We start from the raw sequence: 24,038 nt of genomic DNA on the forward strand, positions 1-24,038 counted from the left end.
CGTCAGCCGTCCAGCAGCGCCGCGAAGTAGCCCAGCTCCCGGTCCTCCGGGGTCCCGACGAGCAGCGCGCGGTCGAGCAGGATGTTGTTGTGCTCGCAGCTCGTCTCGGGGAGCATCACGCAGGCGTGGCACGCGGCGAGGTTGGTGCCGCCCGCTCCGGACGCCTCGGACTCGACACAGAGCGGGTCGGAGGAGCACCACTCGGCGCGACGCACGGCGGAGCGGATCGAACGGTCGAGGCGGTCCGGTTCGCCCTGGGCGACGAGACCGCCGAGACTGCCCGCCGAGTCGCTCGTCGCCGTGTAGACGAGCACCCCGGCCATGTCCTCGGCCGCGTACAGCCGCTCTCGCAGGGCCGCCGACGGGTAACCGGCCTCCAGGCTCCACTCGGTGATCAGGACGTGGGCCAGCGTGTGCAGCAGCACCATGCGTGGGGTGGCCGGGGAGGGGACGACCACGCTCGGGTCGCCGGCCCGCTGCTCCAGCACCCGTTGGTGGGCGGTGCGCATCCGCTCGATCCGGGCCGCCACGACTGTCGCCCTTTCCCAGGCGTCGAGTCGGTCCTCGTCCAGCCGCAGGAAGACCCCCTCGCCGCGCACCTCCATGGCCGGGAGCCACCGCAGCGGGGATTCGGAGAGCGGCATCTCCTTCGACCCGGTGGTCGAGTCGGGATCGGAGAGCCGGGTGAACGCCTTCAGGGCGCGTACCTCACGGAGCTTCTTGACCAGCATCGGGCCGGTGATCCCGAGCGGAGCGAGCACGCTACCGTCGCCCAGCGGGGTCTCGCAGACGAACTGCTCGTCGTGGGAGTGCTCGCGCTCGTCGTTGCCCGAGCGCAGACGCTCGTACTCCTTCTCCCGCAAGGCGCGGTAACGGTGGTCGAAGGTGGCGTCGGCACCGTCGGCCGGGTCCTCCTCGCGCTCCGCGTCGAGCAGGGCCATCACCTCGTCGAGCGGTACGGGGCATTGTCCCTGGAAGGCGCCCTGGAGATAGATCTCGATGTGCTCCCGCCGGTCGTACGAGCGGAGCGCGTCCCAGTGCTCCGCCAGCGGATCCGCGCGGCCGTCGCTCCACGGGGGGATGGAGAGCGCCGACTTCAGCACCGGCTGCCACACCGCCGACGAACCGCGCTGGAGCGTACGCAGGGCGGATCCGCAACCCTGGGTGGCGGACGTGCCGAGCCACGGGCGGGAGCCTCGGCACGTGAGGCCCAGATCCCTGAGCGCGGTCCTGCGGAACGAGCCCTCCATCGAGACCTCGGGGGCCCGCCCGCAGGAGCAGGAGACGAGGATCGAGCGGAGCGAGGACGTGCGTCCGGACGTGCGCAGCCGGAGCGTCCCCCCGCACCTGCCCGCCGTGCCGGCACCGCGCTCCGCGGAGCGGTGCACCCACTCCCAGTACGGGAACTCGTCGAGGTGTCCGGCCTCGCAGGCGACGACGAAACGTGAGGGGACGAGTTCGACCTCGCACACGCCGCAGACGCTCTTGCCGACGGGCGGGTTGAAGTCCCGGTGCCGCCGCAGTTCGGTGCACTCGGGGCAGGAGTGCATGAGGGGGAAGCGCCGGACGCGCAGCCCGTCCCTGCTGCTGTCGTCGGACGCGGGAGGAAGTCGGAAGTGGGCGACGCCGAGCACCCGGGCCAGCCGGCGTTCGTGGATCCGCGGGGACTCGTCCTTGCTCCAGTTCTCCCCGGCCCCTTCCAGCCCGGAGACGACGAAGGACTCGTGGTCGACGGCGATCAGCGATCCCATGCCGTACGTGGTGATCGCCTGGGCCCGGCGGACGGTGCCGCGGCGCGGGAGATTCTGGGCGGGTGCGGCGCCCTTCGCGCCGGTCCGCCGACGGGGGGCGGGGGGCGGGGTCATCGGGTTCCCTCCATGAACAGGGCGGACTCGGCGTCGACGTCGCGCAGGCTCCAGAGCGTGGACCACGCCTCGGCGCGCTCCGACTCGTCGTCGTACGCCCTCAGCAGCGACGGGGCACGACTGCCCCGGCGGGGTTCGAAGACCAGGCCGTTGTGGATGTCCGCCGCTTCGAGCCACCAGGCGACGAACTCGTCGAAGGCGAGGGACACGGCGTCGGTCTCCTCCGGGGTGACCTCGCGGACCCGGTCCAGGAGCAGCGGCTTGATGGAGTCGCGGAGGAGATCCTCGTAGGACTCGACCGCGCCGGCGTCTTCGTTCTCGCGGGCCGCCGGGATCATGATGCGGGCGAGGGCGACGATCACCGCGTGCAGGCCCCGTTCGCGGGCGCGGGCGGAGAACGGGGTGACGGATGTGGACTCGACCTCGCGATAGAGGGCCGAGTGGTAGTGCTGGAAGCTCTCGTAGTGGGAACGATCCCTGGCCCGGCTTGAGTTGAGCATGACCACGACCAGTCCGGGGTGGGCGCGGCCGACGCGGCTGGTGGCCTGGATGTACTCGGCGGTCGTCTGCGGCTGCCCCATCACGGCCATGAGACCGAGACGGTCCACGTCCACCCCCACGGCGATCATGTTGGTCGCGAGCAGGACGTCCACGGTGTCCTCGTCCGGAAGCCGCTTCTCGATGCCCTTGAGCCGGGTGGGGATCTCGCTGGCGTCGATCCGGCTGGTCAGCTCGGAGTAGTTGACGACGGAGCGCCCCGCCACGCCCTCGCGCTCGGCGAGCAGCTCCAGATAGGCCACCACGTCGTCGTGCACCTGGAGTTCGGCCGCCGAGAGCAGCCGGAGGCTGTTGAAGTACCCGACGAGACTCCAGTACGCGTCGCGCACCTCGTCCTTGGTGTCCGCCTGCGCGGCGCGGTGCAGCAGGGTGGCGTACGTGCGGATCAGCAGGGTGGACTGGCTGGTGCCGGGGGCCAGGAGACCGACGTAGCGGCGGGTCGCCTTCTCCTCGCGCGGTGTCTCCACGGCGAACCACGAGTCGCGGGCGTCCAGACCGGCGGGCGGGAACTGCCGCACCTCGCGGGCGAAGAGATGACGGCCCTGGTCGGCCGCGCGACGGATGGTCGCCGTGGAGGCGATCACCTTGGGGCGGCCGGCGAGGGCGTCGACCGCCGTCTCGTAGAGGCCGGTGAGCGTGCCCAGCGGGCCGGAGATCAGATGCAGCTCGTCCTGGACGATCAGTTCCGGGGGAGGGGTGGCGTCGGTCGGGTCGTCGCGGTTGAAGAGCGCGGCCGTCGCCGGGCGCCACGGCATCGAGGCGAACTTGTCGACGGTGGCGATCACCAGCGTCGGTCGCGCGGCGTAGATCGCCTCGTCGATCAGGTGGACGGGCAGGCCCTCGGCGAAGGCGCAGTCCTCGCCGGGGCACCGGACGCGCATCCGCACGGCGTTCATGTCGACCTGGTAGTCGCGGGCGTCGAGGCGGGTCCCGCACCAGGGACAGGCGTGCAGTTGGACGGGGTTCTCGGTGGCGAGGCGCTTGTCGAGGCTCCTGCGCAGCTCGTCCAGCTTCAGGCCGGCGTCGGCGAGCGTGTTCGGGGTGGCCGAACGCCCCACCCACATGCCGACGGAGAACTCCTCCCGTCCCAGCTCCGGTGTGCCGCGCCGCATGTTCTCCATGGCGCAGAGCAGGATCGCCGCGCGCTCGAACTGCTGAAGGGTGAGCAGCCGAAGCGTGTAGCGCATGAGGACGGTGACCCCGCCGCCGTCGGCACCCCTGCGGATGCGGCGCAGGAACGACGTGAGGGCGATCAGCCCGAGATACGCCTCCGTCTTGCCGCCACCGGTGGGGAACCACAGCAGGTCCGAGACCCGCCGGTCCTGGTGCTCCGGGTCGTCGATGCCGGCCAGACAGAGCAGCACGAACGCGATCTGGAATGGCCGCCAGCGCCCGGCGCCCGGATCGAGGGATCCGACGCGTCCGCCCTTCACCCAGGCACTGCGGGCCCGCTGGTCGGCCATCGCGCGGTTGGCCAGTCGGAACGCCCTCATCAGATCGGAGCGGGTCCCCAGCAGCCCGATCCCCTCACGGATCCTGTCGAGCGCCTCGCGGCAGGCCGCCACCTGTTCCCGCGCGGGCTTCTCGTGGGTGTCGCCCGTCAGGGCCTCCGCCTCGGCCTCCTTGCGGTCGATCCAGCGCTCGTAGCCCGTGGCCAGCTCCGCCAGGGCGGCCAGGATCTCGGCGTCGGACCGCTCCGCCAGCCCCAGCATGGACAGCGCCGAGCTGTCGATGTCCGGGTTGGAGTCGGTGAGCAACACCTCCACGGTGGGCACGAAGGTACTGCGCACCTCGGGGACGGCGGCCCGGACGGTGTCGGTCACGCCGATCGGCGGTGGGCTCCAGTCCCACGCGGCGGCGCAGCCGTGACCGACGGCGAAGGTCGGGGCGTGCCGGTGCAACAGCCGGCTCGTGCCGATCTCCGGATCGTGGGCCGCGGCGGGGGCGGGGCGCTCCACGAACACGGTGGAGCCGTCGGCGGCGCGTACCGTCAGACCGCACTGGAACAGGGAGAACGCGTCCTGGAGATCCCACTCGCCGACCCGCTGCGTGTTGATCAGCGTCACCGTGATCGTGACCGTGCCGGTGGTCGGATGGGGGCGCCGGACGGTCACGCGCAGTGTGGCTTCCGGGGAGAGTTGGATCGGTTCGGCCGACGCCGTCACGACGATCGACCGGTCCGGGAGGTCGAGTTCCCGGCGCCGCCACCGTTCCCGCTGGTCGGCCGTGGTGCGGGCCTCGGCGCGACGGGCCTCGGTCGGGCTGCCGTCGGCGTCGATGGGCTCGTAGACGGCGGCCCGCGCCGAGACCACGATCGTGTCGCACACGGCCGGGTCGACCGCGAAGGTCAGACCCATCGAGGAAGGACGACGGTCCGTCGCGGCGCCGGTGTCCTGCGCGGTGCCGGAATCCTCGACGTCGTCGCGGGTGAGCAGCGGGGTGGCGTCCAGACCGTCCAGTTGGGCGTGCTCCTCGCCCTTCCGCCGCCGCGCGGCCCGGTCCGCCGCGCGCGGGTACAGGACGCCGGTGAGATAGCGGTCGATCGGCGCGTCCTGGGTGAGCACCTCGTCCCGGTCGGCCGGATCGGCGTCCACCGCGGGGCCCAGCAGCTCCCGACCGAGCCCCACCAGGAGATCCTCGTCCCGGACCCGGTAGTGCTCGGCGTGTCGTCCCGCCCCGTGCGTCATGCGCGCTGCTCCTTGTCGTCGTCGGCCCGTCGGTACCGCCCGATCCCGGTGATCCGGGGGGCGATCCACACACCTCGGTCACCGAGGCCCGCGTTGGCACCGGCGGCGGTGCTGCCCGTCACCGTCTCCAGCGTGTCGATCCGCAGGCCGTGGATCTCGTCGGGCCACCAGGGGTCCCACGTCCGGTTCACCTTCTGCACCTGGAACAGCTCCTCCCGGAACCGCTCCGACGCCTCACCGATCTCCCGCCCCTCGTGGACCAGGGCGTACGGCGGGCTCTGCCGCTCGCCCAACGGCAGGTCGTGGCGCTTGCGCCACACCACGGCCGTCCCCGGGCCGACCCGCTCCAGGAGGTGTGCCTGTGTCGCCACGGCGTCGGTCCCGTGACCGGGCGGGTTGTCATGACAGACGTCCCCGGCCTCCGCGACGACCCCGAAACGGTCGTACGACCGCCATCCCCCCACGTACCGGCGGCCGTTCCTCCTGTCCCCCGCCCTCTTGAGCATCGGCGACTCGGGCGGGATCGCGTGGTGGAGATCCTGGCGGGCGCGCGTCATCGCCACGTAGAGGGCGCGGGCCTCGGCGGGGAGGTCCGCCGCGTCCTTGTACCGCTTGCGCAGCTCGCCGACCGTCGGCGGGGTCAGGACGATCACCCGGTCGAACTCCAGGCCCTTGGCCCGGTGCACGGTGGAGACCACGATCCGGCCGGTCTCCGGATCGGCCGCCTCGTCGGGGAACCCGCCCTCGGCGACCACGCGACGCAGCCGGTCCGGGGCGAGCGTGTCGCGCCCGCCGCCCCGAGCGACGCGACGCAGCACCGTCCACAACGCGGACGCGTTCGGCTCGTACGGCAGCGGGATCTCCGCGAGAAGGGAACGGAACCGGTCCTCGGTAAGGCCGCTCGCCCCGGTGCGGCGCAGCAACTCGGCCACCCAGCACGGCACCGGCCGCTCCTCCAGGGGGCGGCGCAACCAGTGCTCCAGCCCGTGCTCGTGGAGCAGGTCGGAGACCACCAGGGCCTCGCGGTTGTCGCGGGTGAGGATCGCACAGGTCTCGGAGAGGTTGCGCAGGCCGTCCAGGGTGAACGGGTCGGTGAGTTCGCCCATCCCGTTCGTCGGGTCCAGGAGCAGGTCGCGCAGTTCCTCGTAGCGTGTCGCCGCCTCGTCCGCGTCGGTGACGCGCTGGAGCCGGGGACCGTGCGCGAGCGCGATCCGGGCCTCGGGGGTGGCGGCCCGGAAGTTCCGGGTGAGGCGGAGTTCCACCAGGTCGTCGGGGTACGACAGGCGCAGCCAGTCGAAGAACCGTCCGGTCTCGTCGGCGCGCTCGGCCACGTCCTCGATCTGGAATCCGTAGACGGACTGGGCGGCGTCGCCGACGACCGTGAAACCGCTGCTGTCCTGGTACCGGTCGAGAAGTGTCTCCACGAGTTCCCGGCGCCCGCCCAGCAGATCCTGCACCTCGTCGATCACCACATGGGCGGGCGGGACGGCGTCGCCGGCCTCCAGCGCCCCCTTCTCCACCGCCCGGGTCGCCGCAGCGATCCGCTCGTCGAAGCCGACCGCGCCCCACTCGCCGTCCGGACGCGCCTGGAGCAGCACTCCGTAGGCCCATGCGTCGAACGTCTGCGCCCGCACCCGTCGGGCCCGCTCCCCGTGCCGGGCGATCCGCTCCCGCAACTCCCGCGCGGCGGCACGGGAGAAGGTGAGCACCAGGATCTCGGCCGCCTCCAGCGCCTGCTCGGGATCCTCGTGCCCGCACAGCGCGTCGAGGCGGCGCACCAGGGTGTGCGTCTTGCCGGCCCCGGCTCCGGCGGTGACCAGGACCCGGGCGTTCCAGGGCTGGTCGACGACGGCCCGCTGCTCCTCGGTGAGCGCGGGGCTGTCGAGGTAGGCGTCGGTCATGTCCGGCTCCACAGATGTTCGAACTGGGTGAACGCCAGTCGGGTGTCGAAGTTCGCGATGTTGTCACTGACGTTGAGGATCAGGCAGGTGTCCTTGCCGCCGTTCCTGGGCCCCCGCAGGCCGCGTCCGATCATCTGCTGGTAGACGTTGGTGCTGTAGACCGGGCGGGCCACCACCACGACCCGGGTGGCGGGTGCGTCGAAACCCTGGGTGAGGACACCGTAGTTGGTGAGCACCCGGACGCGTCCGTTTCGGAAGTTCTCGACGCGCCTGCGCCGGTCCTGCGTACTGGTCGTCGAGTCCACGGCGGCGGCCGGCACACCCCGGTCGTTGAGCAGCGCCGCCAGATACTTGGCGTGGTCGACCGAGGTGGCGAAGAGCAACGTCGGCCAGTCGTCCGGCAGACCGGTCACCGAGTCCACGATGCGCCCGCTGCGCGCGTGGTCGTCGGCGAGGCGCTGCTCGGCGGAGCGGGAGAGCATCGCCATGCGATCGGCGTGCGTCTTCTCGTCCCGGGTCAGCTCGATCCGGCCGCCTTCGAGGGTGCGGTGCTCGACCTGGGCGAGCATGCCCAGGTCCTGGAGGTCGCGGTACGGGTCGCCCGACGGGAAGACCCCCTGGTCGAGCCGCTTGTTGCCGAAGCGAACGGCCAGGCGTCGGGTCTCGTCCTCGTTGGTGTTGCGGAACGGGGTGGCGGTCAGACCGAGCAGATGCCGGCCGGTCTCGTACTGGGTGAGTCCCAAGCGGCCCAGGATCTCCGTGTACCGCTTCGAGATGGCGGTGTGCGCCTCGTCCACGATCACCAGCGCGGCCCGCCGCAGCCAGGCGTACTGGTCGGTGCCCAGGCACCGCTCCAGCTTGGCGTCGGTGGCGATCACCAGATGGGGGTGCTCGACGACGTCCCCGACCTCGTTGCCGCTCCACAGTCGGCTGATGGTGAGCGGACGCTCGGCGCCGACCTTGCTCCAGACGAACTTCCAGCTCTGTACGGCCTGCTCGCACAGCTCCTCGGTCTGCGCGATCCACAGCAGCGGACCGTCGAGGTCGCCGACCCGCTTGACCCAACGGATCACGGCCTCGGCGGTGATCCGGGTCTTGCCGGCGCCGGTGGGCAGGGACAGCATGCCCCGCTGGGGGGCCAGCCGGTCCAACATGGTGGAGATGTTCCGGACCAGGTCCTCCTGGTAGCCGTGCAGGCTCGGGAAGTCCCGAGGGCCCTCGACGGTCTCGGACGAGGGCGGGGACGGAGTCCTCGAACCGGCGAACGCGACGGGCAGCCTCAGGTCCGAGACGAACGCGACGGCCGCCGACGAACCCCCGTACCCGACAGGCGCGTTGGGGAAGCGCCCCTGGATGTCCCGGGCGTGCTGCTGGAGCACACCGTCGCCGTGCGCGTTGAACGCCATCTGGGCGATCCGACGCCCCGACGGCTCCACCCCGTCCGTCGCCTGTAGCTCGGCCTCCATCAGTCCCTCGGGGAGCCCGGCCCGGAGCGCGTCCGCGCCCACGAGCAGCTCGATCTTGGCCACCACGTCCTCGGCCTCGCGCACGGCCCGCTGCGCCGCCTTCAGCTCGCCGTCCCGGGCCATCCGCTCCTGGTGCTCCAGCACGGCGCGGCAGCCGGCCGCGCCGAGCCCGAGCACCAGCTCGCGGTCGATCAACCGCAGCATCGCCTCGGGCTCCAGCGGCACCCGGACCTTCACGGTCCCGTCCTGGCGCACGGCGTCCAGAGGGGACGCGTGCGTTCCGTTGGGTGTGCGGGTGACCTGCTCCAGCTCAAAGCACCGTTGCACCAGGCTGTTCCGGTTCCCGCTGTTCAGTCGCTGCCGCAGGGCGGGGAACAACTCGACCAGCGGTACGGGGTCGCCCTCCGGCACCTCGCGGGTCTCCCGGCTGATCACGTCGGCGTAGCGGAGCATGCCCCACTTCTCGACCATCAGCTCGGCGTCCTCCGCGCCCGGCACCAGCAGCGCGGGGAGCTGCTCGGCGCGCAGCGCCCGGTACTCGGCGTCACCGACGGCGAGGGCGATCTCGTCGTCGGGGCGGGTGCCCCAGGTGTCGCCGATCCGGCAGCGGGTCAGGGAGCCCTCGGGGAACTCCGCGTCGATCCGGGTCAGCATCACGTAGGTGGCGCCGACGAAGGAGTCGTCCTCGCTGCGGGACACCTCGTCCAGGAGGGCGGCCCAGCGGCCGGCCGGGACCTCGTCGACCGTGCTCGGAAGCCCCAGGCGGTGGGCCTTGTCCGGCGAGATGTCGGCGACCGGCAGCACGCCGCGATAGGAGGCGAGTCGAGGCCCGACCGCCTCCCTCAGTGGCTTGACCCCCTGGGAGGTGGCGACATACCCGTGCTTCCTGAGCATCCACCGGATCGGCGAGACCACGGCCTGCCGGGTGCTGGTCTGCACACCGAACTGGCGCGTCCAGTTGGCCACCACGGCGTCGTCCGGGAGCGCCTTGAGGAAGGCGGCTCGGGACTCCTCGGAGAGCGCGCGGAACAGGTGGAGCGGTCCGCCGATCGCTGCGCCCTCGACCTTCATCCGGTTCAGCGAGGGGCGTGGGGCGCGACTGTCCAGACCGCGCAGGTAGGAGGCGTGGACGGCTTCGCGGTACTCCTCGAACCAGGTGTCGTCCGCCTGGGGCTGCACCCCGCCCGACGGTCGTTCCCGCAGGTCGACCTGGGCGAAGAAGGGTGTGTCGTCGGAGTGGAACGCCATGTCGACCGCGACGCTCGGGTCACGCACCGCGTCGACCACGACACCGGGCACCATGCAGTCCTCGATCGGTCGGAACGTCTTGTCTGCGGTCCGTACCCGGAGCGTCGAACGCGGCGCGGGCACCCGCTCCAGGACCTTGTGGGCCAGCCGACGGACCCCGGCCTGCCGGAACAACTCCCAGAAACGCTCCCAGTCGGACTGGCCGTAGTGCTCGAAGCCCTGGTCGAGAACGCCCGCGAACCGGCCCTCGGCATCGGCCTCGCGGATGCCCAGGACGCTGAGCGCGTGCGCCAGCGACTCGTCCTGGGCGAGCGCGTCGACCACGTACACCAGGGATTCGCGCAGCCCGCCCCGGTCGGCGCGACGGAACACCTTGCCGTGCACGGGGGCGACGTGGCCGTGCTCCTCGGTCAGCACGATGCGGGCCTTGCGGGCTTCCTCGGCGTAGGGCGAGCGCGCCTCGATCATGTCCGCGAGGATGCGGACGGCCGTGGCCGACGCTTCGGCCGTGCCGCACTCGACGAGGGCCTCCAGCCATGCACGGACATCGGTCCGCCCCTGGCCGCCGGCGGCGAGGATGTGCTCGACCTTCCCGGAGCGCAGGACGTCCGCCTCGACGCTCGGGTGCAGCCAGTTCGAGGGGCGTCCGGGGCACTCGTGCCACATCCGGAGCCAGCCGGACACTTTCCTCAGGTCCCTGTCGAGCCGCGGGTGGATCCGTAGCGTGGTCGGGACACGCAGGGTGCCGTCCTGGTCCGGCAGCGATGGCCGGTCCGCGGTGCGGGCCCAGACCTCCCGGGTCAGGAACTCGTCGGCCCAACTGATCGACTCCTTGACACGGCCGGGCAGCAGCGGGAGGTACGCGGCCGGGTCATCGGCGGGCGCCAGGGCGGGGAGGGAGTCGACGACCAGCTTCGCCGCCACCCTGATCATTTCCTGGTTGAAGGGAGACGAGTCGAGCAGGTTCTGTCGGTCCTCGTTCGTCTTCCAGGCGCCGTTAAGGATGCCGCTCAGCGACATCTCGTACTTGCTCGGGAAGAAGGACCAGAACTTGCCACGACCGCGCGAGCGAGGGCTGACGTACAGGCCGCTCTCCTTGTCCTTCTCCTGGGCGGGGACGGCCCAGGAGAGGTCGAGCGAGAGGCGGTCGTGCAACTCCCCGGCGTCCGCGCGGGCCGCAGTGCCGGGCTCGTGGGTGAGGGTGAACACGCGCCAGCGGTCGGAGGTGAGGGCCTTCCCGGTCCGCTCCTCCACGAGGGTGTGCAGATCGCCGGCGCGCTGGGCGGTCAGAGTCCGACGGACGACCGGCCGAGGTCGGCGGTCCTCCAGCACGACCTTCCCGACGTGCGGCGAGAAGAGCTGGAAACCGACCGGGAACTCCTCACGGGGCTCGCCGTGGTCCTTGGCGCGGCCTCCGTGCATGTCCCGTCCCAGCCGGTCGTTGGCCTTGGGCAGCAGGGGCAGCCGGACGACGGTGGTCGCCCAGGACAGCAACTCGTGCAGGACGGGGTCGGATTCGCGTTCGGTCCCCAGGTCGAGCGGGCGGGCCATACGCAGGACGGGGGCGTCGAACTCCGGGCCGTAGCGCTCCGCCACGCCGGGCACGGCCTTGATCTGCTCGTACGACCAGGCACGGTCGAATCCGAAGCTTCCGGAGCGGCTGAAGAATTGGGGTGTGTCGGTCACCACGAGGACCGACTTCACACCGACGCCGAATCGTCCGATCTGCCCTCCGCGTTTCTTCGAAAGACTCATCCGGAGAATTGTCTCCGCGCCTTCCGGGGTCACCGGATTTCCCTCGTTCGCGCAGTACAGATAGATATTCGTGAGGACTACATGGATCCGTCCGCCCGGTTCGTCCGCGATTTCGTCGGCCGCGTTCTGGACAAGTTCGAAAAGCTGTCGGTCGCCATATCCTCCCTGGGTGATACGACGTTCTCCATTGGCGTGCTCGGCCACGAGGCCGGGGTCCACGGCGTATGTCTGCAGAACTCGGGAAGATTGGTCGAGAACGGTCTGGATCACCGGGGGGAACGAGGGCGACATTGCTGCTGCGCTCCTGGGAGGTCGAGGTGCGGGCGAAAGCGGCCGGAGCGGGCCGGCGACGAATTGCAGTCGCCGGCCCGAACAGCCGTCAGGGCAGGCATGGCTGGGGCTTGGAGGAGGACGGGGATGCTCGGTCAGGCCGGTGGCGGCTCGTCGGGCAGATCCAGAATGATCTTCTCCAGAGAGGGGAAAATCTCGGCGAACTTCTCTTCGGAGATTCCCTCCCATTCATGAAAAGCTCTCGCCTCAGCCTTGTGTGTCGCCGTCCTGATGTTCAGAGAAAGCGCACTGAACTCACGGCCATGGAGTAAAATGTCGGCCCACTCCTGCTCGTTCATGGATCGCTGCACCCTTGTCGCTTCGTATTGTGGCGGCACAGGGGTGCATTCGGACACACGTCCCCCGTGAGAAATGGATGGTCGTACGTGGATGAGATTTCTCTCCCGGCTGATGCTAGTGGGTGGAGATCTCGCTTCGCCAGTCCTTTTGGAACTCGTCACGAAGGGGTGTCGGCTGACGTCCGGAATGGGTTTTGGACGCACTTCTGCCCCGGGCCGCCCGGCATCCGGTTTCGGAATTTCGAGCGGGATGGATTTCCCATCGGAATCGACGCTAGCGGGAAGCTGTCGAGCGTGTCAAGCCGAACTGCCGTCCCCCCGGGGGGAGTTGATCGCCGGGGTCGCCAGGTGGTGCATATCGGGTGAAGTTGGACAGTGGACTTGAGTGATCCTGGCGGTCGGACCCGATCAACTGTCGGTTGACGTTGCCGCGTGTGTCAAATTAACCTTTGTCGTGCGGCGTGCGATTCGCATGTGATACGAGGGAAGTGCAGGTGGCCTGTGGAGACAGGTGAGGAGTTCGGACCATGGCTGGCCCGTCAGCTCAAGATCGCGGGGAGGACACAGGCCGAACTGGCCGAGGAACTCGGGCTGACCCGGGCCGCCGTCTCCGCGTGGATCACCGGAAGATCGACTCCCCGCCCGGCCGTCATGGCGGACATCGCCCGGGCGCTGGGCACGGACCTGGGTACGGTGCACACCCGTACAACCGACACCGGGACCGGCCTGCCGGTGAGGTGGTACCACCGTCCCGGCTATCCGGACGGCGGTCGTGACCTCGGCAACGCCGCCGCCTTCGCCTTCGACGCCGATGTACAGGTTCTCGCCCGCGAGACCTGTCAGAACAGCCTCGACGAGCGACTGACCGGTGAGGGCCGGCCGGTGCGTGTCCGTTACACCCTGCACGAGTTGACCGGGGAGCATCTGGACGCCTTCCGCGAGGCGATCCTCTGGAACGATCTCTTCCCGCACTACTCCGCCGTCTCGGAGATCGCCGGTCACCAGAAGGTCGGCCGGGTCGTGGACGCCGGAGTGCGCGACATGTACGAGAAGGGTCGCCTGCTCCTGCTGCGGGTCGACGACTACAACGCTTCCGGGCTCATCGGCGACGACTACGCGGACGGCAAGTTCGCCGCCGTCGTCCGGCGCCAGCTGGAGAGCCTCAAGTCCGGTCCCGGCGCGGGCGGTTCGTACGGACTGGGCAAGGCCACGCTGTGGGCGACCAGCGCGCTCGGCCTCGTCCTCATCAACTCCACCCTGTCCCAGGCGCACGAGGGGCGTACCGAGCGTCGGGTCATCGGCCGTCTCGAACTGCCGTGGCGGGAGGTCGCCGGCATCCCGTACGCGGGCCCGGCCTGGCTCGGGCGGCCCGATCCCGATTCGCCGGGTGCCCGGGTCGCCCGTTCCTGGTGGGCGGACGAGGAGACCGTCGACCGCCTGCACCTGACCCGGGAGCACGACGAACCCGGTACGTCCTTCCTCATCGTCGGGGCCCAAGATGTCGCCAGTCTGGAGGGGAAGGCGTCCGATCACGCCGACGCCGACGAGGAGAACACGGACGAGGAGGGCGGCGAGGACCCGCGCGACATCAGCAGGATGCACGGCCGGTTGGTCGAGGCGCTGGGGCGCGACTTCTGGGCCGCGATGACCGGCGGGGGCGGCAGGCTGCCCCTTCTGGAGGTCTCCGTCCGGGCCATGCGCAACAACGAGGTGGTCGTGGCGGAGACGCAGGTGGACCCCTCCGTCGAACAGCCCTCGCGCACCCGTGCCCTGCGGGCGCACTACGAGGGCACCACAGTGGATCGGCTCACCGAGGCCGGGCAGGTGGCGGCGCGGAGGGTGCCGCTGAAGCTGCCGCTGTCCGGAGGCGCTCGCGGGACCCTCGGGACGCACCAGGCGCTCCTGCTGGTCACCGACGCCGATTCCGACCGGGACGTGCCGAAGAACCAGGTGCACTCGCTGCGCGGCAACCGCATGACCGTCAAGAAGGCCGAGGTCCCGAAGCTACCGCTCGGCACCAACCCCTTCCAGGCCGTCGTCCTGGTGGGCGAGGCGGCCGGCGAGTCGGACCCCTTCGCGAAGGACGCCGAGGAATTCCTCCGCGCGGCGGAACCGCCCGAGCACGACCGCTGGGGGCAGACGGAGGAACTGGCCCTGCGATGGTCGCCCTCCGCGTACCGGCGGATCAACAGGCTGACCCACGAGGTCAACAGCGCGGTCAGGGAACTCGTCGCGCGGCCCAGGCGCACCGGCGGCGAAGGCGGTGAGGCCCTGCGCAAGGCGTTGACCGTGCGGAAGCGGCCCAAGGCCAAGACGCCCACCGGGCCGGTGGTGCCGGTGCTCGACGGGCTCGACGCGACGATCGGCGACGACGGGGAGTGGCGGATCACCGCCGAGATCGGCATCCCACGCGGCGACGAGATCACGCCGATGGTGCCGGTCGCCCAACTGGACGTGCGCTCCGGGGGGCGACCCAAGCTGGACTGGGCGGAACTCGTGGCCGTCGAGGGCTGTGAGGTGGCGGACGGGATCCTCCGCTTCACACCCGGCGCCCGACGGGCGAGGTTTCGGGGGGCCACCGACGTCACGAGCCACCCCGTCAGGACCGCTCTCACCCGCCTCGTCGTCGAACTCCGCGCCGGCAAGGGGGAGTGAGACGTGAAGATCTACCCGTACAAGCGCCTCAACCGGCCGGTCACGCTCCGGGTGACCTCGGTGTCCCTCAAACTCTCCGACGGCACCCGCGACCCCTTGGAGACCAGCGCGTACTCGACACAGCAACAGGCCGTCGCGCTCGCCGTCGCGGGACACACCGACTGGGTGAGTGCCACGATCGGCCTCTCGGCGACGCTGCCGCCCGGGGCGAACGCCCCGGACGCGGGCTGGTCCGATCTGCGGGTCCTCGCTGTCCTGACGGACGGCGAGACCAATGTCCGTACGTCCAGGGACCTCGTGCGGGACACGGACGAGGGCCGTGACTGGTCGGGCTCCATGGACGTGTTCCGTGACGATCATCTCGGACGCGCCTCCCTCGCCGTGCACGCCGTCGGCACGGTGGGCGGGGTCCCCGGACGGTCGATCGCCGAGACCGACCGGAACTGGATCGTCGACACCCTCTCCGCGGAGCCGGTGCACGGGCTCCGACTGGACGTCCAGAAAGCCTCGTTCACCAAGAGTTCCCGGGAGTCGCTACGGGCCTGCGCCGACGCGCCCTGGATCGTCGACGTCTCGGCCCGGGTCCCCACCGTGTTCGTGAACACCGACGTCGAGGGGATCGACGGACTGTTGAACAGCCGAGGCTCCGGCGTGGACAGCAAGGTGCGCGACCTCCTGGTCGCCCAGATGGCCACCGACGTCTGGACGGCGGTCTTCCACGGCGCGATCGGAGATCTGGAGGTGGAACCGGGAGGCGCCCCGGTCTTCCCGACCGACTGGCAGGGCGAGGTGCTGAGGGAGATGCTTCCGGACGTGGTGCCCGGCGTGCACGTCGAGGAGGCCCTGCGGCAGGTGCATCGCCGGCGCACCGGAGAATCGGGGTGGGTGGAACTCCAGACCCGCGTCCACTACGCGGCCGTCCGTCGGGCCGACACCAACAAGGCACTCACCTACGCCATCCGCAGCCTCGAACAACTGAACAAGGAGGTGTGACGTGATCACCTCACCGGACCATGTACCGGAGCGCCTGGCACTGCTCGACAACTCGGCCGTCGACCCGTTCCTCACCGAGGAACTGCTCAGGGGCGAACAGGTGCACGGCGGCATCGACCTGGCCAAGGTCGTCGAACCGCTCCCCGAGGACGACGCCAGATGGTCGGTCGAGCCCCTCCGAAGCCTGGTGGACGACGCCATGTTCGCGTTCCGGGACAACCGCACCGGCGCCGACGCCTGGCTCGCGCCACGGCTCCACGCCACCCTCCGCCTGACCCGGCGGGAAGCCGCGGACAAGCGCCGGTGGAACCACCTCGCCCTGGCGGTGGCCCCCGACTACGTCGCCTGGCGTCATCTGTCGGAGCCGACGGCGAAGAAGCCCGAGAAAAGCATCCCCGCGGAACGTTTCCGGGGCCCCGCGGACCGGCAGTGCTTCTCCCGACTGTGGTGGGCGGCCGAACTCTATCGGAACGGGCCCGACTACGGACCGGCCGAGGCCGCCTGCGGCAACCAGGACCTCATCCACACCGTTCTCCGGATGGATCTGATCGACCACCGTCCGACCGCCCAGGCCCTGGTCCGCCTCCTGACGAGCGGGAAGGCCGGCAAGGGGCGGGAGATGAACGGCCTCAGCATCGCGATCAACGCGGCCGGCGCGACGCTGATCTACGACGTCCTGGCACCGGACGAGCCCCGGGACCCCGCCCGCCTGCGGGACTGGATCGCGGAAGCGGGTTCGGCGCCACCCGTCGGGCGGCACGCCCTCCCGACGGGTCCCGATGAGGACCCCGTTCCGGAGGGGTCCGTGGCCGCGCTCACCGACTACTTCGCGGAACTGTTCGAAACCGCGCCGATCCGGGGCAGGAAGAACACGGACTGACCGGGCACGGTCACTCGGAGGCGGGGACCGACTTCTGGTCCTCGGGGCGCGGGCACCTCGCGGTACAGGTGTCCGCCGCCCCGCAGCCGTGGCTGCGCAGCTTGGCCCGCTGCTCCTCCGTGGCCGGCTGCCAGGGCTTCCTCATGAGATCCGGGGTCGGCGCGGGAAGACCGAGCGCGGCGCTGAGCAGATGCGCGCCGAACAGGGGCGGAACGGCGTTGCCCACCTGCTGGGCCTGTGCCGTGCCCGACCATGGATAGTCCGGTGGGAAGCTCTGCAACATGCCCGCCTCGTTCATGCTGAACCGGGCGCCCTCTCGGACGACTTTCTCGTCGAGGTGCTCGAAGACCACGAAACGGGAGATGCGGCCGGTGACGGTGGCGGCGGGCTGCCGGTCGGTCCGCACACCGCGCCGCCCGGGAATTCCGGAGCTGCCGTAGTTCGAGCGGACCAGGAAGGGGGTGGCGCGACCCGCGTGCGTTCCCACCCGGGCGGCGAGGACCTCGCCCATCGACACCCAGGGTCGCTTCTCGTCGGGGTCGGTCGTCCGGCGCTCCACGATCTCCGGTGTGCCGCCTTCGTCCGTGTCACCGTCGCAGAGGGTCGGCTGATGGGCCTCGGGCGGGCGATGGACCCGAAGCGCCGCGTCGTCGCTCCTGCGATTCCATTCCTTGGCCTCGTAGGCGTGGTGGCTCGGTGGGGGAAGCGCGGGCCCGCCGAGCCCCACACGCCGGGCGATCAGCACCGCGCGGCGTCGCGTCTGCGGCACCCCGTAGGTCTCGGTGTCGAGCACGTCGACGACGACCTCGTACCTGGTGCCGTCGGGGAGACCGGTCTCCTCCAGCACCTTCTCGTAGTGATCCCAGAGCCCGACGACAGCGGGGACCTGTTCCAGGACGATGACGTCGTACGGGCGACGTCCCCGGTTCTGACTCCTGGTCGCCTGGATCGCGTACCGGAGGGGTTCGAGGACCAGCGCGGTGCGCGGATCGCTGAGGGACTTCAGATCCTTGTCGATCGCCCTGTCGGGGTCGCCCGCCATCAGACGTTCGATGTACTTCTTGACCTCGTCCAGGGCCTTGCGGCCGGCGCCCTTCCCGGCCACCGAGTACGTCTGGCACGGCGGGCCACCGGCGAGCACGTTGATCTCCGGCGGCAGCGACTCGAAGGAGTCCCTGCGCACCGCGCTCACATCGGCGTGGAGAGTGTCCAGCCCGGCCGCGTACCGCGTCAGACACGCGCTCCTGTCCCACTCGATGCCCAGACTGGGGATGGCGAGCGCGTGCCCGGCGACGTCCAGTCCTCCGGGTCCCGCGAAGAGATCCAGGACAAAGGGTTTGTCAAGGACGGACTGGTGAGACGCCGTGCTGGTCATGGGGCGGAAGTCTAGCTATCGGCCGAGTGCGCCGGACCCCCGTCGAGGGCTTCGGCGACGGCCAGCCCCAGGACCTTGCCGACGGGTGGTGGCGTCGCCTGCCCGATCTGGCGGTACCGGGCCGTCTTGCGCCCGGACACCACCCATGAATCGGGAAAGCCCTGCAACAGCGCCGCCTGTTCGGTTGTGATCTTCGCCATGCCGCTCCTGCCGAGCGCGGGGTCCCACACGAAGTCCGGGCCGGGCACCTCGTCCCCCACCGTGTGCCCGTCGACGCCCATGGTCGCCCATTTGCGCTTGGCGCCGGTCGGGCCCAGGTCGGCGCCGCCCCGGTTCTTCGAGCCGCCGACCAGCGTCGGAGCCGGTTGATCGGCCTGGGCGGCCCAGCGGGCGGCGTCCCGCCAACCGCGTGCGGCCATGGACGGTCCCAGGGAGGCGCCCACGGTCGCCGGCTCCCGCACGGAGGGCGCCGGTGGCTCGAACCCCCTGGCCCACCGCCGCTCGACGGCCACCAGGACGCCCTGCTTGCGGTTCTGCGGTACGCCGAAGTCGACGGCGTTCATGACGAACCAGCTGAACTCGTACCCCAGATGGGCCAGCTCCTCCCGCGCGAAGTCGCGGAACGCCTGGTAGGCGTCCGAGTGGGCGAGCCCGGGAACGTTCTCGATGAGCACCGCCCGGGGCCTGATCGCGTGGACGAGATAGACGGTGGCCTCCAGCAGCCGCTCTTCCACGCGCGAGTCCGGTCGTCCGACGGTCGCACTCGACTTCACACGGGGCAGGCCGGCCGCGAGCAGATCCACGTCGTAGGTCTCGGGGTGCTCGCTCGGGTCGAAGTCCAGCAGATCGGTGTGCAGCACGTTCCACCCGGGCCGATTGGTCCGCAGTGTCGTGACGGACTGCTCGTCGTCGTCCAGCAGCAGGCGCGGCTCGAACCCCGCCTGCTCCAGCCCGAGGGCGAGTCCCCCCACCCCGGAGCACACATCCACGAAGGTCGGTGCTTTCATGCCTCTCTCCCCCTGTTCCGTTCCGTCCGACGGCGCTCCACGACGGCCGCCACCCGTACGGCCACTTCCTCGGGATCCTCGTGCTCCCAGAACCGCAGCACGACCCACCCCCCGTCGATCAGATGCTCCGTCGTCTCCCGATCGCGGGCCATGTTCCGGTCCAGTTTGTCGCGCCACCACTGTGCGTTGGACTTCGGTCGGGTGGCGTGCAGGGGGCAGCCGTGCCAGAAGCAGCCGTCGACCAGGACCGCGACCTTCACCCCGGTGAAGGCCACGTCGATCCGGCGTCGGGGCATGCCCGGCACCGGGTACTCCACGCGGTAGCGCAGGCCGGCCGCGTGCAGCAGTCGTCGCACCGCCAGCTCGGCCCCGGTGTCCTTGCTGGGCTGCTTGGACATGCGTGCGGAGACGAGGGGGGAGGAAGGGCTGGGTCTCGCGTGGGTCAAGGTCGTCGCGCCTCAGGAACGGGTGTCGTCGCGGTCGATGGTGATCGCATCCTGCCGGCCCGAGTCGATCGTCCGGAATCGCACCAGCGGACTGCCGGGCGGCACCGACGACATCGGGGCGACGAAGGAGAAGGCCATGACGAGGTCGGCGGGGTCCACCGACCCGTCGGGGGACAGCCGGGGATCCGCCTCCACCACCGGGTAGATCAGCAGCGCGCCGCGGCCGGGGCGGACGTGCTCCTCGACGGCGGTGTTCCCGGGCGTCGGGGACGCGCCCGCGACCCGCAGGGCGGTGGAGCGATGCTTGGGTTCGCTGATCGCACCGAACAACGGGCCCCGACGGCGGGCGCGGCGGGCCAGGGTGAACGGGGCGTGCCCGAGGACGCGGGCCTCGCGTCGCCTCGCGGAGGTCTGGAGCGGCGTGAACACGAACCAGTCGTCGATCGTGGCCGGCGTGTGCCCGGCTCGGAGCAGGAACTCCAGATGGGGTGAGAACTGGCTCGGGGCGGACCACCGCAGATCGCACAGCACCCTCGTCAGGGTGTCGTGGGAGACGGTCCCCACCCGGGCCTCGAAGCCGGCTCCGTCGCCGACCGCCAGTCGTACCGGATCCGGGCCCAGCGCGGCGAGCACGGGCTCCCAGCAGGTCACGTTGTGGGCCAGCCCCGCGGGGGTGTCCGGGTACGCGGTCGGCTCCACCCAGGTTCCGGGCGACCGCATCTCCACCAGCTCCGCGTTGAACATCTTGTTCCGCGCCGACGGCTTCACCCACGGCAGATGCTGCGCCACCAGCGGGGGGATCTGCGCGGGTGTCACCTGCGGGCGGCCGTCGACCAGCGGCGCGTACCGGGTCAGCTCCTCGCGGAACAGCTCCTCGTCCCGGCAGATCGCCTCGAACGCCTCGTACAGATCGACCGTCCTGGCGTTGCGCCCGCGCCCGACGGTCTCCTCACGGCCGAGGTAGAGGCGCACGAGGTCGCGGTAGCCGGGGCGGAAGCCGAACCAGCGGCCCATCTGCATCAGGGTGTCGGCCTGCTGCGTCGTACGGCGGTAGTACGTGATCGTCAGCCCCTCGACGGTGAAGCCACGGGACAGTTTGGTGCCGCCGACCAGGATCTTCCAGACGTTCGGGGTGCGGTCGAAGTCGAGGTCGGGCTGGGCGTAGTCCAGCTCGCGGTCGCCGTTGACCACGATCACCGGGCCGCCGCCCCTGTTGATCAGCCGGCGGGCCTCGGCGACGTACGGTTTCAGGTCCGCGTACGACGCGGGCACGGGGAGGGCCGGGTCCGCGTGCCCGCGGAAGTCCCGCTCGAACAGGGACGCCAGACGGGTGTGGCCGGCCGGGCCCGTGTACGCGGCGTCGCGCCACATGGTGCCGATGCGGGCGGCGAGCGCGGCGTGCTCGCTCATGCGGACCGACTCGTGCACCAGCATCGTGTGGTGGCGGAAGGGCCCCTCGGGGACCCCCTGGTGGGCGCGGTGGAGCTTCAGCGCGCCGGTGAGGACGAAGGCGTCGAGAGCCTCCTGGAGACGGTCGCCCGTCGTGTCGTAGATGCCTCGGACGTGCCTCCTCTCCGCCTCGCCCGCGCCGACCGTGTCCAGGTCGTGGAAGTCCTGCACGCCCATGTAGCCGGAAGGACGGGCCAGGGAGATCAGGAAGTCGCGGGGGAAGATGTCCGCCTCGTCGCCCGGATCGACGAAGACATTGGCGAACGGGGTCGCCGTGTAGCCGACGTACTGGGCGCGGGGCAGCAGTTCGAGGAGCCTGCTGATCTGGCGGTTGATCGCGCTGCGGCCGACCGTGTCGGCCTCCCACTTCTTCGGGTCCGTCGTGTTCACCGACGCCTGGTCGGACTCGTCGTCGATGATCAGGGCCGGTGTCTCGCGGAGGATGGGGCCCATCTTCCGCAGGTCCCTGACCAGCTTCTCCAGCACCGACATGTTCTTCTTCACGACCATGATCCGGGCGCGCGCGGCGTGCAGGTTCGCGGGGTCGTGGAGCGGTCGGGTGCGGTCGGGCTTCTCGAACTCCAGGGCGCTGATGCCGCGTTCCAGGGCCATGTAGTCACGGTCGCGGGACGTCAGACGTTCGATGTCGAAGGCGCCGAGCGTGGAGGGCCGGGCGCCGAACGAGACGAACTTCCCCGGCCAGTCCTCGTCGTCCTGGTAGTCGATGTCCACGAGGGCGTCGGGGTCGTCCGGGTCGGTGGCGCCCAGGATGTTCTCCCGGCCGATCAGCTCCATGTCCAGCCGGCGCTGTGTCTGGCCGCGCAGCAGGTTCAGGGTGCCGCCCAGGACGATCACCAGCCGGTAGCCCGCGTCGATGGCCTTGGCGATGACGCCGGTGAAGTTGGCGGTCTTGCCGGACTGCACATAGCCGACGACGAGTCCGCGCGCGCCGTAGGGCTCCACCCGGGTGGGGTCCGCGAGCCGTTCGACGACGGCGTGGGCGGCCTCGTCCAGTCCGGAGATCGCCGTGTCGCTCCATCCCTTGCGGCGCAACAGCCGTTCGTAGGACGGCCAGTAGAACGAGCGGTTCGCCGCCGTCTCCCGGGTGTACCAGGGCTGGAACTCGCGGCTGATGGTGACCGTGCCCGGTTCCCGGTGGACGGGGACGGCGTCGTCCAGTGCCTTGCGCAGATCGCCGTCGAAGGCGAGTCGGTCGTAGACCTCCGTGCGGCGCTCGGGTGTCCGTGACGCCGTGGTGGACCACGTGGGGGAGTGTTCGAAGTCCCACGCGGTGAGCCTGCGTCGCCAGAGGGCGATCAGTTCGTCGTCGGCTCCCGCGGCCAGGACGCGGTCGAGGAAGCGGGACAGGTCGGGGTCGGTCGGCTCGTCGGCGTCGGAGAGGGCGAAGGCGAGCTTGGCGAAGTGCCGGGGTCCGCGCCGGCTCATCGCGTCGAGCGCCTCCCCGTGGAGGTCGGCGAGGTGGTCGGGGACGGGCGTGCTGTCGGCTGTCACGGCGACGGGGGCTCTTTCCGGTGTGCGGCGAGATGTCGGATGTGGGGCCCTAGCCCTCGGCGCGGGCCAGTTCGGCTCGTACCGCGGTGACGAGCACACTGTTCCACAGGGCGATCCGGTCGGTCTGGTTGGCCCAGACCCGCTCTTTCCGGAAGATCTCGTTGAGCATCAGGTAGAGCAGGCTCTTGAGGACCGGCGCGTCGTTCGAACCGCCTCGTCGGACGCCGTTGAAGGCCTGCCGGTAGTCCTTGTTGAGGACGACCCGGCGCTCCTTGTGGTCGATCGTGAAGAGCAGGTCGGCGGGGTCCGTGCCGTTCGGCGTGTCGAGCCGGGCCCAACTGAAGGTGATCGGCTCCTCACCGTCCAGTTGTGGCAGTTCGTCCCGGAGTGTCCGCCGCAGCTTGGGGTCGATGCCCTTGCCGGGCGGGATGACGGCGGTGCGTTTGACCTCGGTGCGGCGCCGGGCCGCCTCGCGATAGGTGGCCTCCGCCTCCTGGACGTAGGCGGCGAAGGTGTGGTCCGTCCCGGGGACCGTGGCCCGTTCGAGGCCGCGGGCGAAGGCCGGGGTGACCTGGACGCCGTCCTTCTTGACGGTGAGGGCGAACACGTCGTTGGGCTCGGGAGGCAGGTCCACCGCTATTCGGGCGAGGGCGAGATGACCCTCGGGGCTGCGGGTGTCGTTCCAGCCGCCCGCCTGGACGAGTCGGTCGTTGCGGTACAGGTAGAAGCCCTGGCGTTCGGCGAGCGCCCCGATGCCGCGGAAGGCGACCAGGGGTGATTTCGGCGGCCAGATGTGCGCGTGGAGCGCGACCTCGCCCACCCCTTCGACGGGAGCGGCGTACGTACGGGGGTAGCCGGCCCGACCCGGAACGCGGTAGCCGAACGGGTCGATGGGCTCCACGCCCCGGTGGTCCAGCTCCTCCCGGGTGTGGACGTCCTCCACGACGATGTCGACATGGAAGTCCGCCCGGCCGAGGAACCGGTGGAGATACAGGCCCAGGTGGGTCTCCAACCGCTCGATGGCGTCGTCGAGGTAGCGGTCGGTCTGGCCGTCCGTGATGGTCTCGAACGCGCGGACCCGGTCCCAGCGCACGACGGTGCCGTGCCAACCGATGACGCCGTCGTACCGGTCGACCAGGTTCTGGCAGTACCTCGCGTCGACGATGTCGCAGGTGAAGTCGGCCTGGGCGCGGGAGGTGAGCCAACGCCGGCCGGCGGAGGGGCTGCGCTTGGTCCGACTGATCACGGTGAGCGCGTCCGCGTGGGAGAGCGAGGCCGCCTTGAGCCCGGCGCCGAAGTGCCCCAGAGCGTCGACGGCGTACTCCTCGCGTCCGCCGACGGTCATCGCCGTGTCCAGGCCCGCCTCGTCCATGCCGTGGCCGTCGTCGACGACGAGCAGGGCGACCAGACGGTCCCGCCCGCCGCGCTCGCCGGTGTCCCGGACGAAGCTGACGACGATGTTGCGGGCCCGCGCGTCGATGGAGTTGTCGATCAGGTCGGCGATGGCGGCCTCGAAGCCGTACCCCTGGTGCGCCAGCGACGCGAACGATCTGCTCGTGGGAGGAAGCCGTTTGCTGCCGTCGGTGGGTACCTCGAACTGCCACTCGGAAGA

The 24,038-nt window shown here is 70.7% G+C and carries 13 protein-coding genes; 3 read left to right on the forward strand and 10 right to left on the reverse strand.

The window, feature by feature from the left end; translation table 11 throughout:
- Positions 1 to 2: 2 nt before the first annotated feature.
- The 5 genes from drmB to ACFXAZ_RS00950 all read right to left on the reverse strand — a co-directional run bounded on the left by drmB (position 3) and on the right by ACFXAZ_RS00950 (position 12,109).
- On the reverse strand, positions 3 to 1,865 hold the full coding sequence (drmB, locus tag ACFXAZ_RS00930; protein ID WP_384582972.1) for a DrmB family protein: 1,863 nt from the start codon (positions 1,863 to 1,865) through the stop codon (positions 3 to 5).
- On the reverse strand, positions 1,862 to 5,110 hold the full coding sequence (locus ACFXAZ_RS00935) for a helicase-related protein (RefSeq protein ID WP_384582975.1): 3,249 nt from the start codon (positions 5,108 to 5,110) through the stop codon (positions 1,862 to 1,864). The genes drmB and ACFXAZ_RS00935 overlap by 4 nt, the downstream gene beginning before the upstream one ends.
- Positions 5,107 to 7,011 (reverse strand): UvrD-helicase domain-containing protein, encoded by a 1,905-nt coding sequence (locus ACFXAZ_RS00940; RefSeq protein WP_384582978.1) that lies wholly within the window; start codon positions 7,009 to 7,011, stop codon positions 5,107 to 5,109. The genes ACFXAZ_RS00935 and ACFXAZ_RS00940 overlap by 4 nt, the downstream gene beginning before the upstream one ends.
- A complete protein-coding gene (locus ACFXAZ_RS00945) occupies positions 7,008 to 11,771 on the reverse strand; it encodes a DEAD/DEAH box helicase (protein WP_384582982.1) in 4,764 nt (1,587 codons plus the stop codon). The genes ACFXAZ_RS00940 and ACFXAZ_RS00945 overlap by 4 nt, the downstream gene beginning before the upstream one ends.
- A 134-nt stretch (positions 11,772 to 11,905) precedes the next feature.
- Entirely contained in the window at positions 11,906 to 12,109 is a 204-nt protein-coding gene (locus ACFXAZ_RS00950; RefSeq protein ID WP_384582985.1) for a hypothetical protein, read from the reverse strand.
- Between the two features lie 501 nt (positions 12,110 to 12,610).
- Here ACFXAZ_RS00950 and ACFXAZ_RS00955 point away from each other — a divergent pair.
- The 3 genes from ACFXAZ_RS00955 to ACFXAZ_RS00965 are packed head-to-tail and all read left to right on the forward strand — an operon-like array spanning position 12,611 to position 16,637.
- Entirely contained in the window at positions 12,611 to 14,764 is a 2,154-nt protein-coding gene (locus ACFXAZ_RS00955) for a helix-turn-helix transcriptional regulator (protein WP_384582988.1), read from the forward strand.
- A gap of 3 nt (positions 14,765 to 14,767) precedes the next feature.
- The gene (locus tag ACFXAZ_RS00960; RefSeq protein WP_384582991.1) at positions 14,768 to 15,757 is read left to right on the forward strand and encodes a hypothetical protein; all 990 of its coding nucleotides are present in this window, start codon (positions 14,768 to 14,770) and stop codon (positions 15,755 to 15,757) included.
- Between the two features lies 1 nt (position 15,758).
- Entirely contained in the window at positions 15,759 to 16,637 is an 879-nt protein-coding gene (locus ACFXAZ_RS00965) for a DUF6339 family protein (RefSeq protein WP_384582994.1), read from the forward strand.
- A 10-nt stretch (positions 16,638 to 16,647) separates the two neighbouring features.
- On the opposite strand, the gene ACFXAZ_RS00970 is transcribed toward ACFXAZ_RS00965, so the two are convergent.
- The 5 genes from ACFXAZ_RS00970 to ACFXAZ_RS00990 form a co-directional block, all read right to left on the reverse strand.
- Positions 16,648 to 18,012 carry a DNA cytosine methyltransferase gene (locus tag ACFXAZ_RS00970; RefSeq protein ID WP_384582997.1) on the reverse strand — a complete coding sequence of 455 codons (1,365 nt, stop codon included), beginning with the start codon at positions 18,010 to 18,012 and terminating at the stop codon, positions 16,648 to 16,650.
- Between the two features lie 11 nt (positions 18,013 to 18,023).
- On the reverse strand, positions 18,024 to 19,019 hold the full coding sequence (locus ACFXAZ_RS00975; protein ID WP_384582999.1) for a DNA cytosine methyltransferase: 996 nt from the start codon (positions 19,017 to 19,019) through the stop codon (positions 18,024 to 18,026).
- Positions 19,016 to 19,417 (reverse strand): very short patch repair endonuclease, encoded by a 402-nt coding sequence (locus tag ACFXAZ_RS00980; RefSeq protein ID WP_384583002.1) that lies wholly within the window; start codon positions 19,415 to 19,417, stop codon positions 19,016 to 19,018. Before ACFXAZ_RS00980 ends, ACFXAZ_RS00975 begins: the two co-directional genes overlap by 4 nt.
- 60 nt (positions 19,418 to 19,477) lie before the next feature.
- On the reverse strand, positions 19,478 to 22,360 hold the full coding sequence (locus ACFXAZ_RS00985; RefSeq protein ID WP_384583115.1) for a Z1 domain-containing protein: 2,883 nt from the start codon (positions 22,358 to 22,360) through the stop codon (positions 19,478 to 19,480).
- A 115-nt stretch (positions 22,361 to 22,475) separates the two neighbouring features.
- Positions 22,476 to 24,038: ATP-binding protein (locus ACFXAZ_RS00990; protein WP_384583005.1), on the reverse strand; the 1,563-nt coding region annotated here is incomplete at its 5' end.

This window comes from Streptomyces sp. NPDC059477, from assembly GCF_042749375.1.
Classification (GTDB): Bacteria; Actinomycetota; Actinomycetes; order Streptomycetales; family Streptomycetaceae; genus Streptomyces.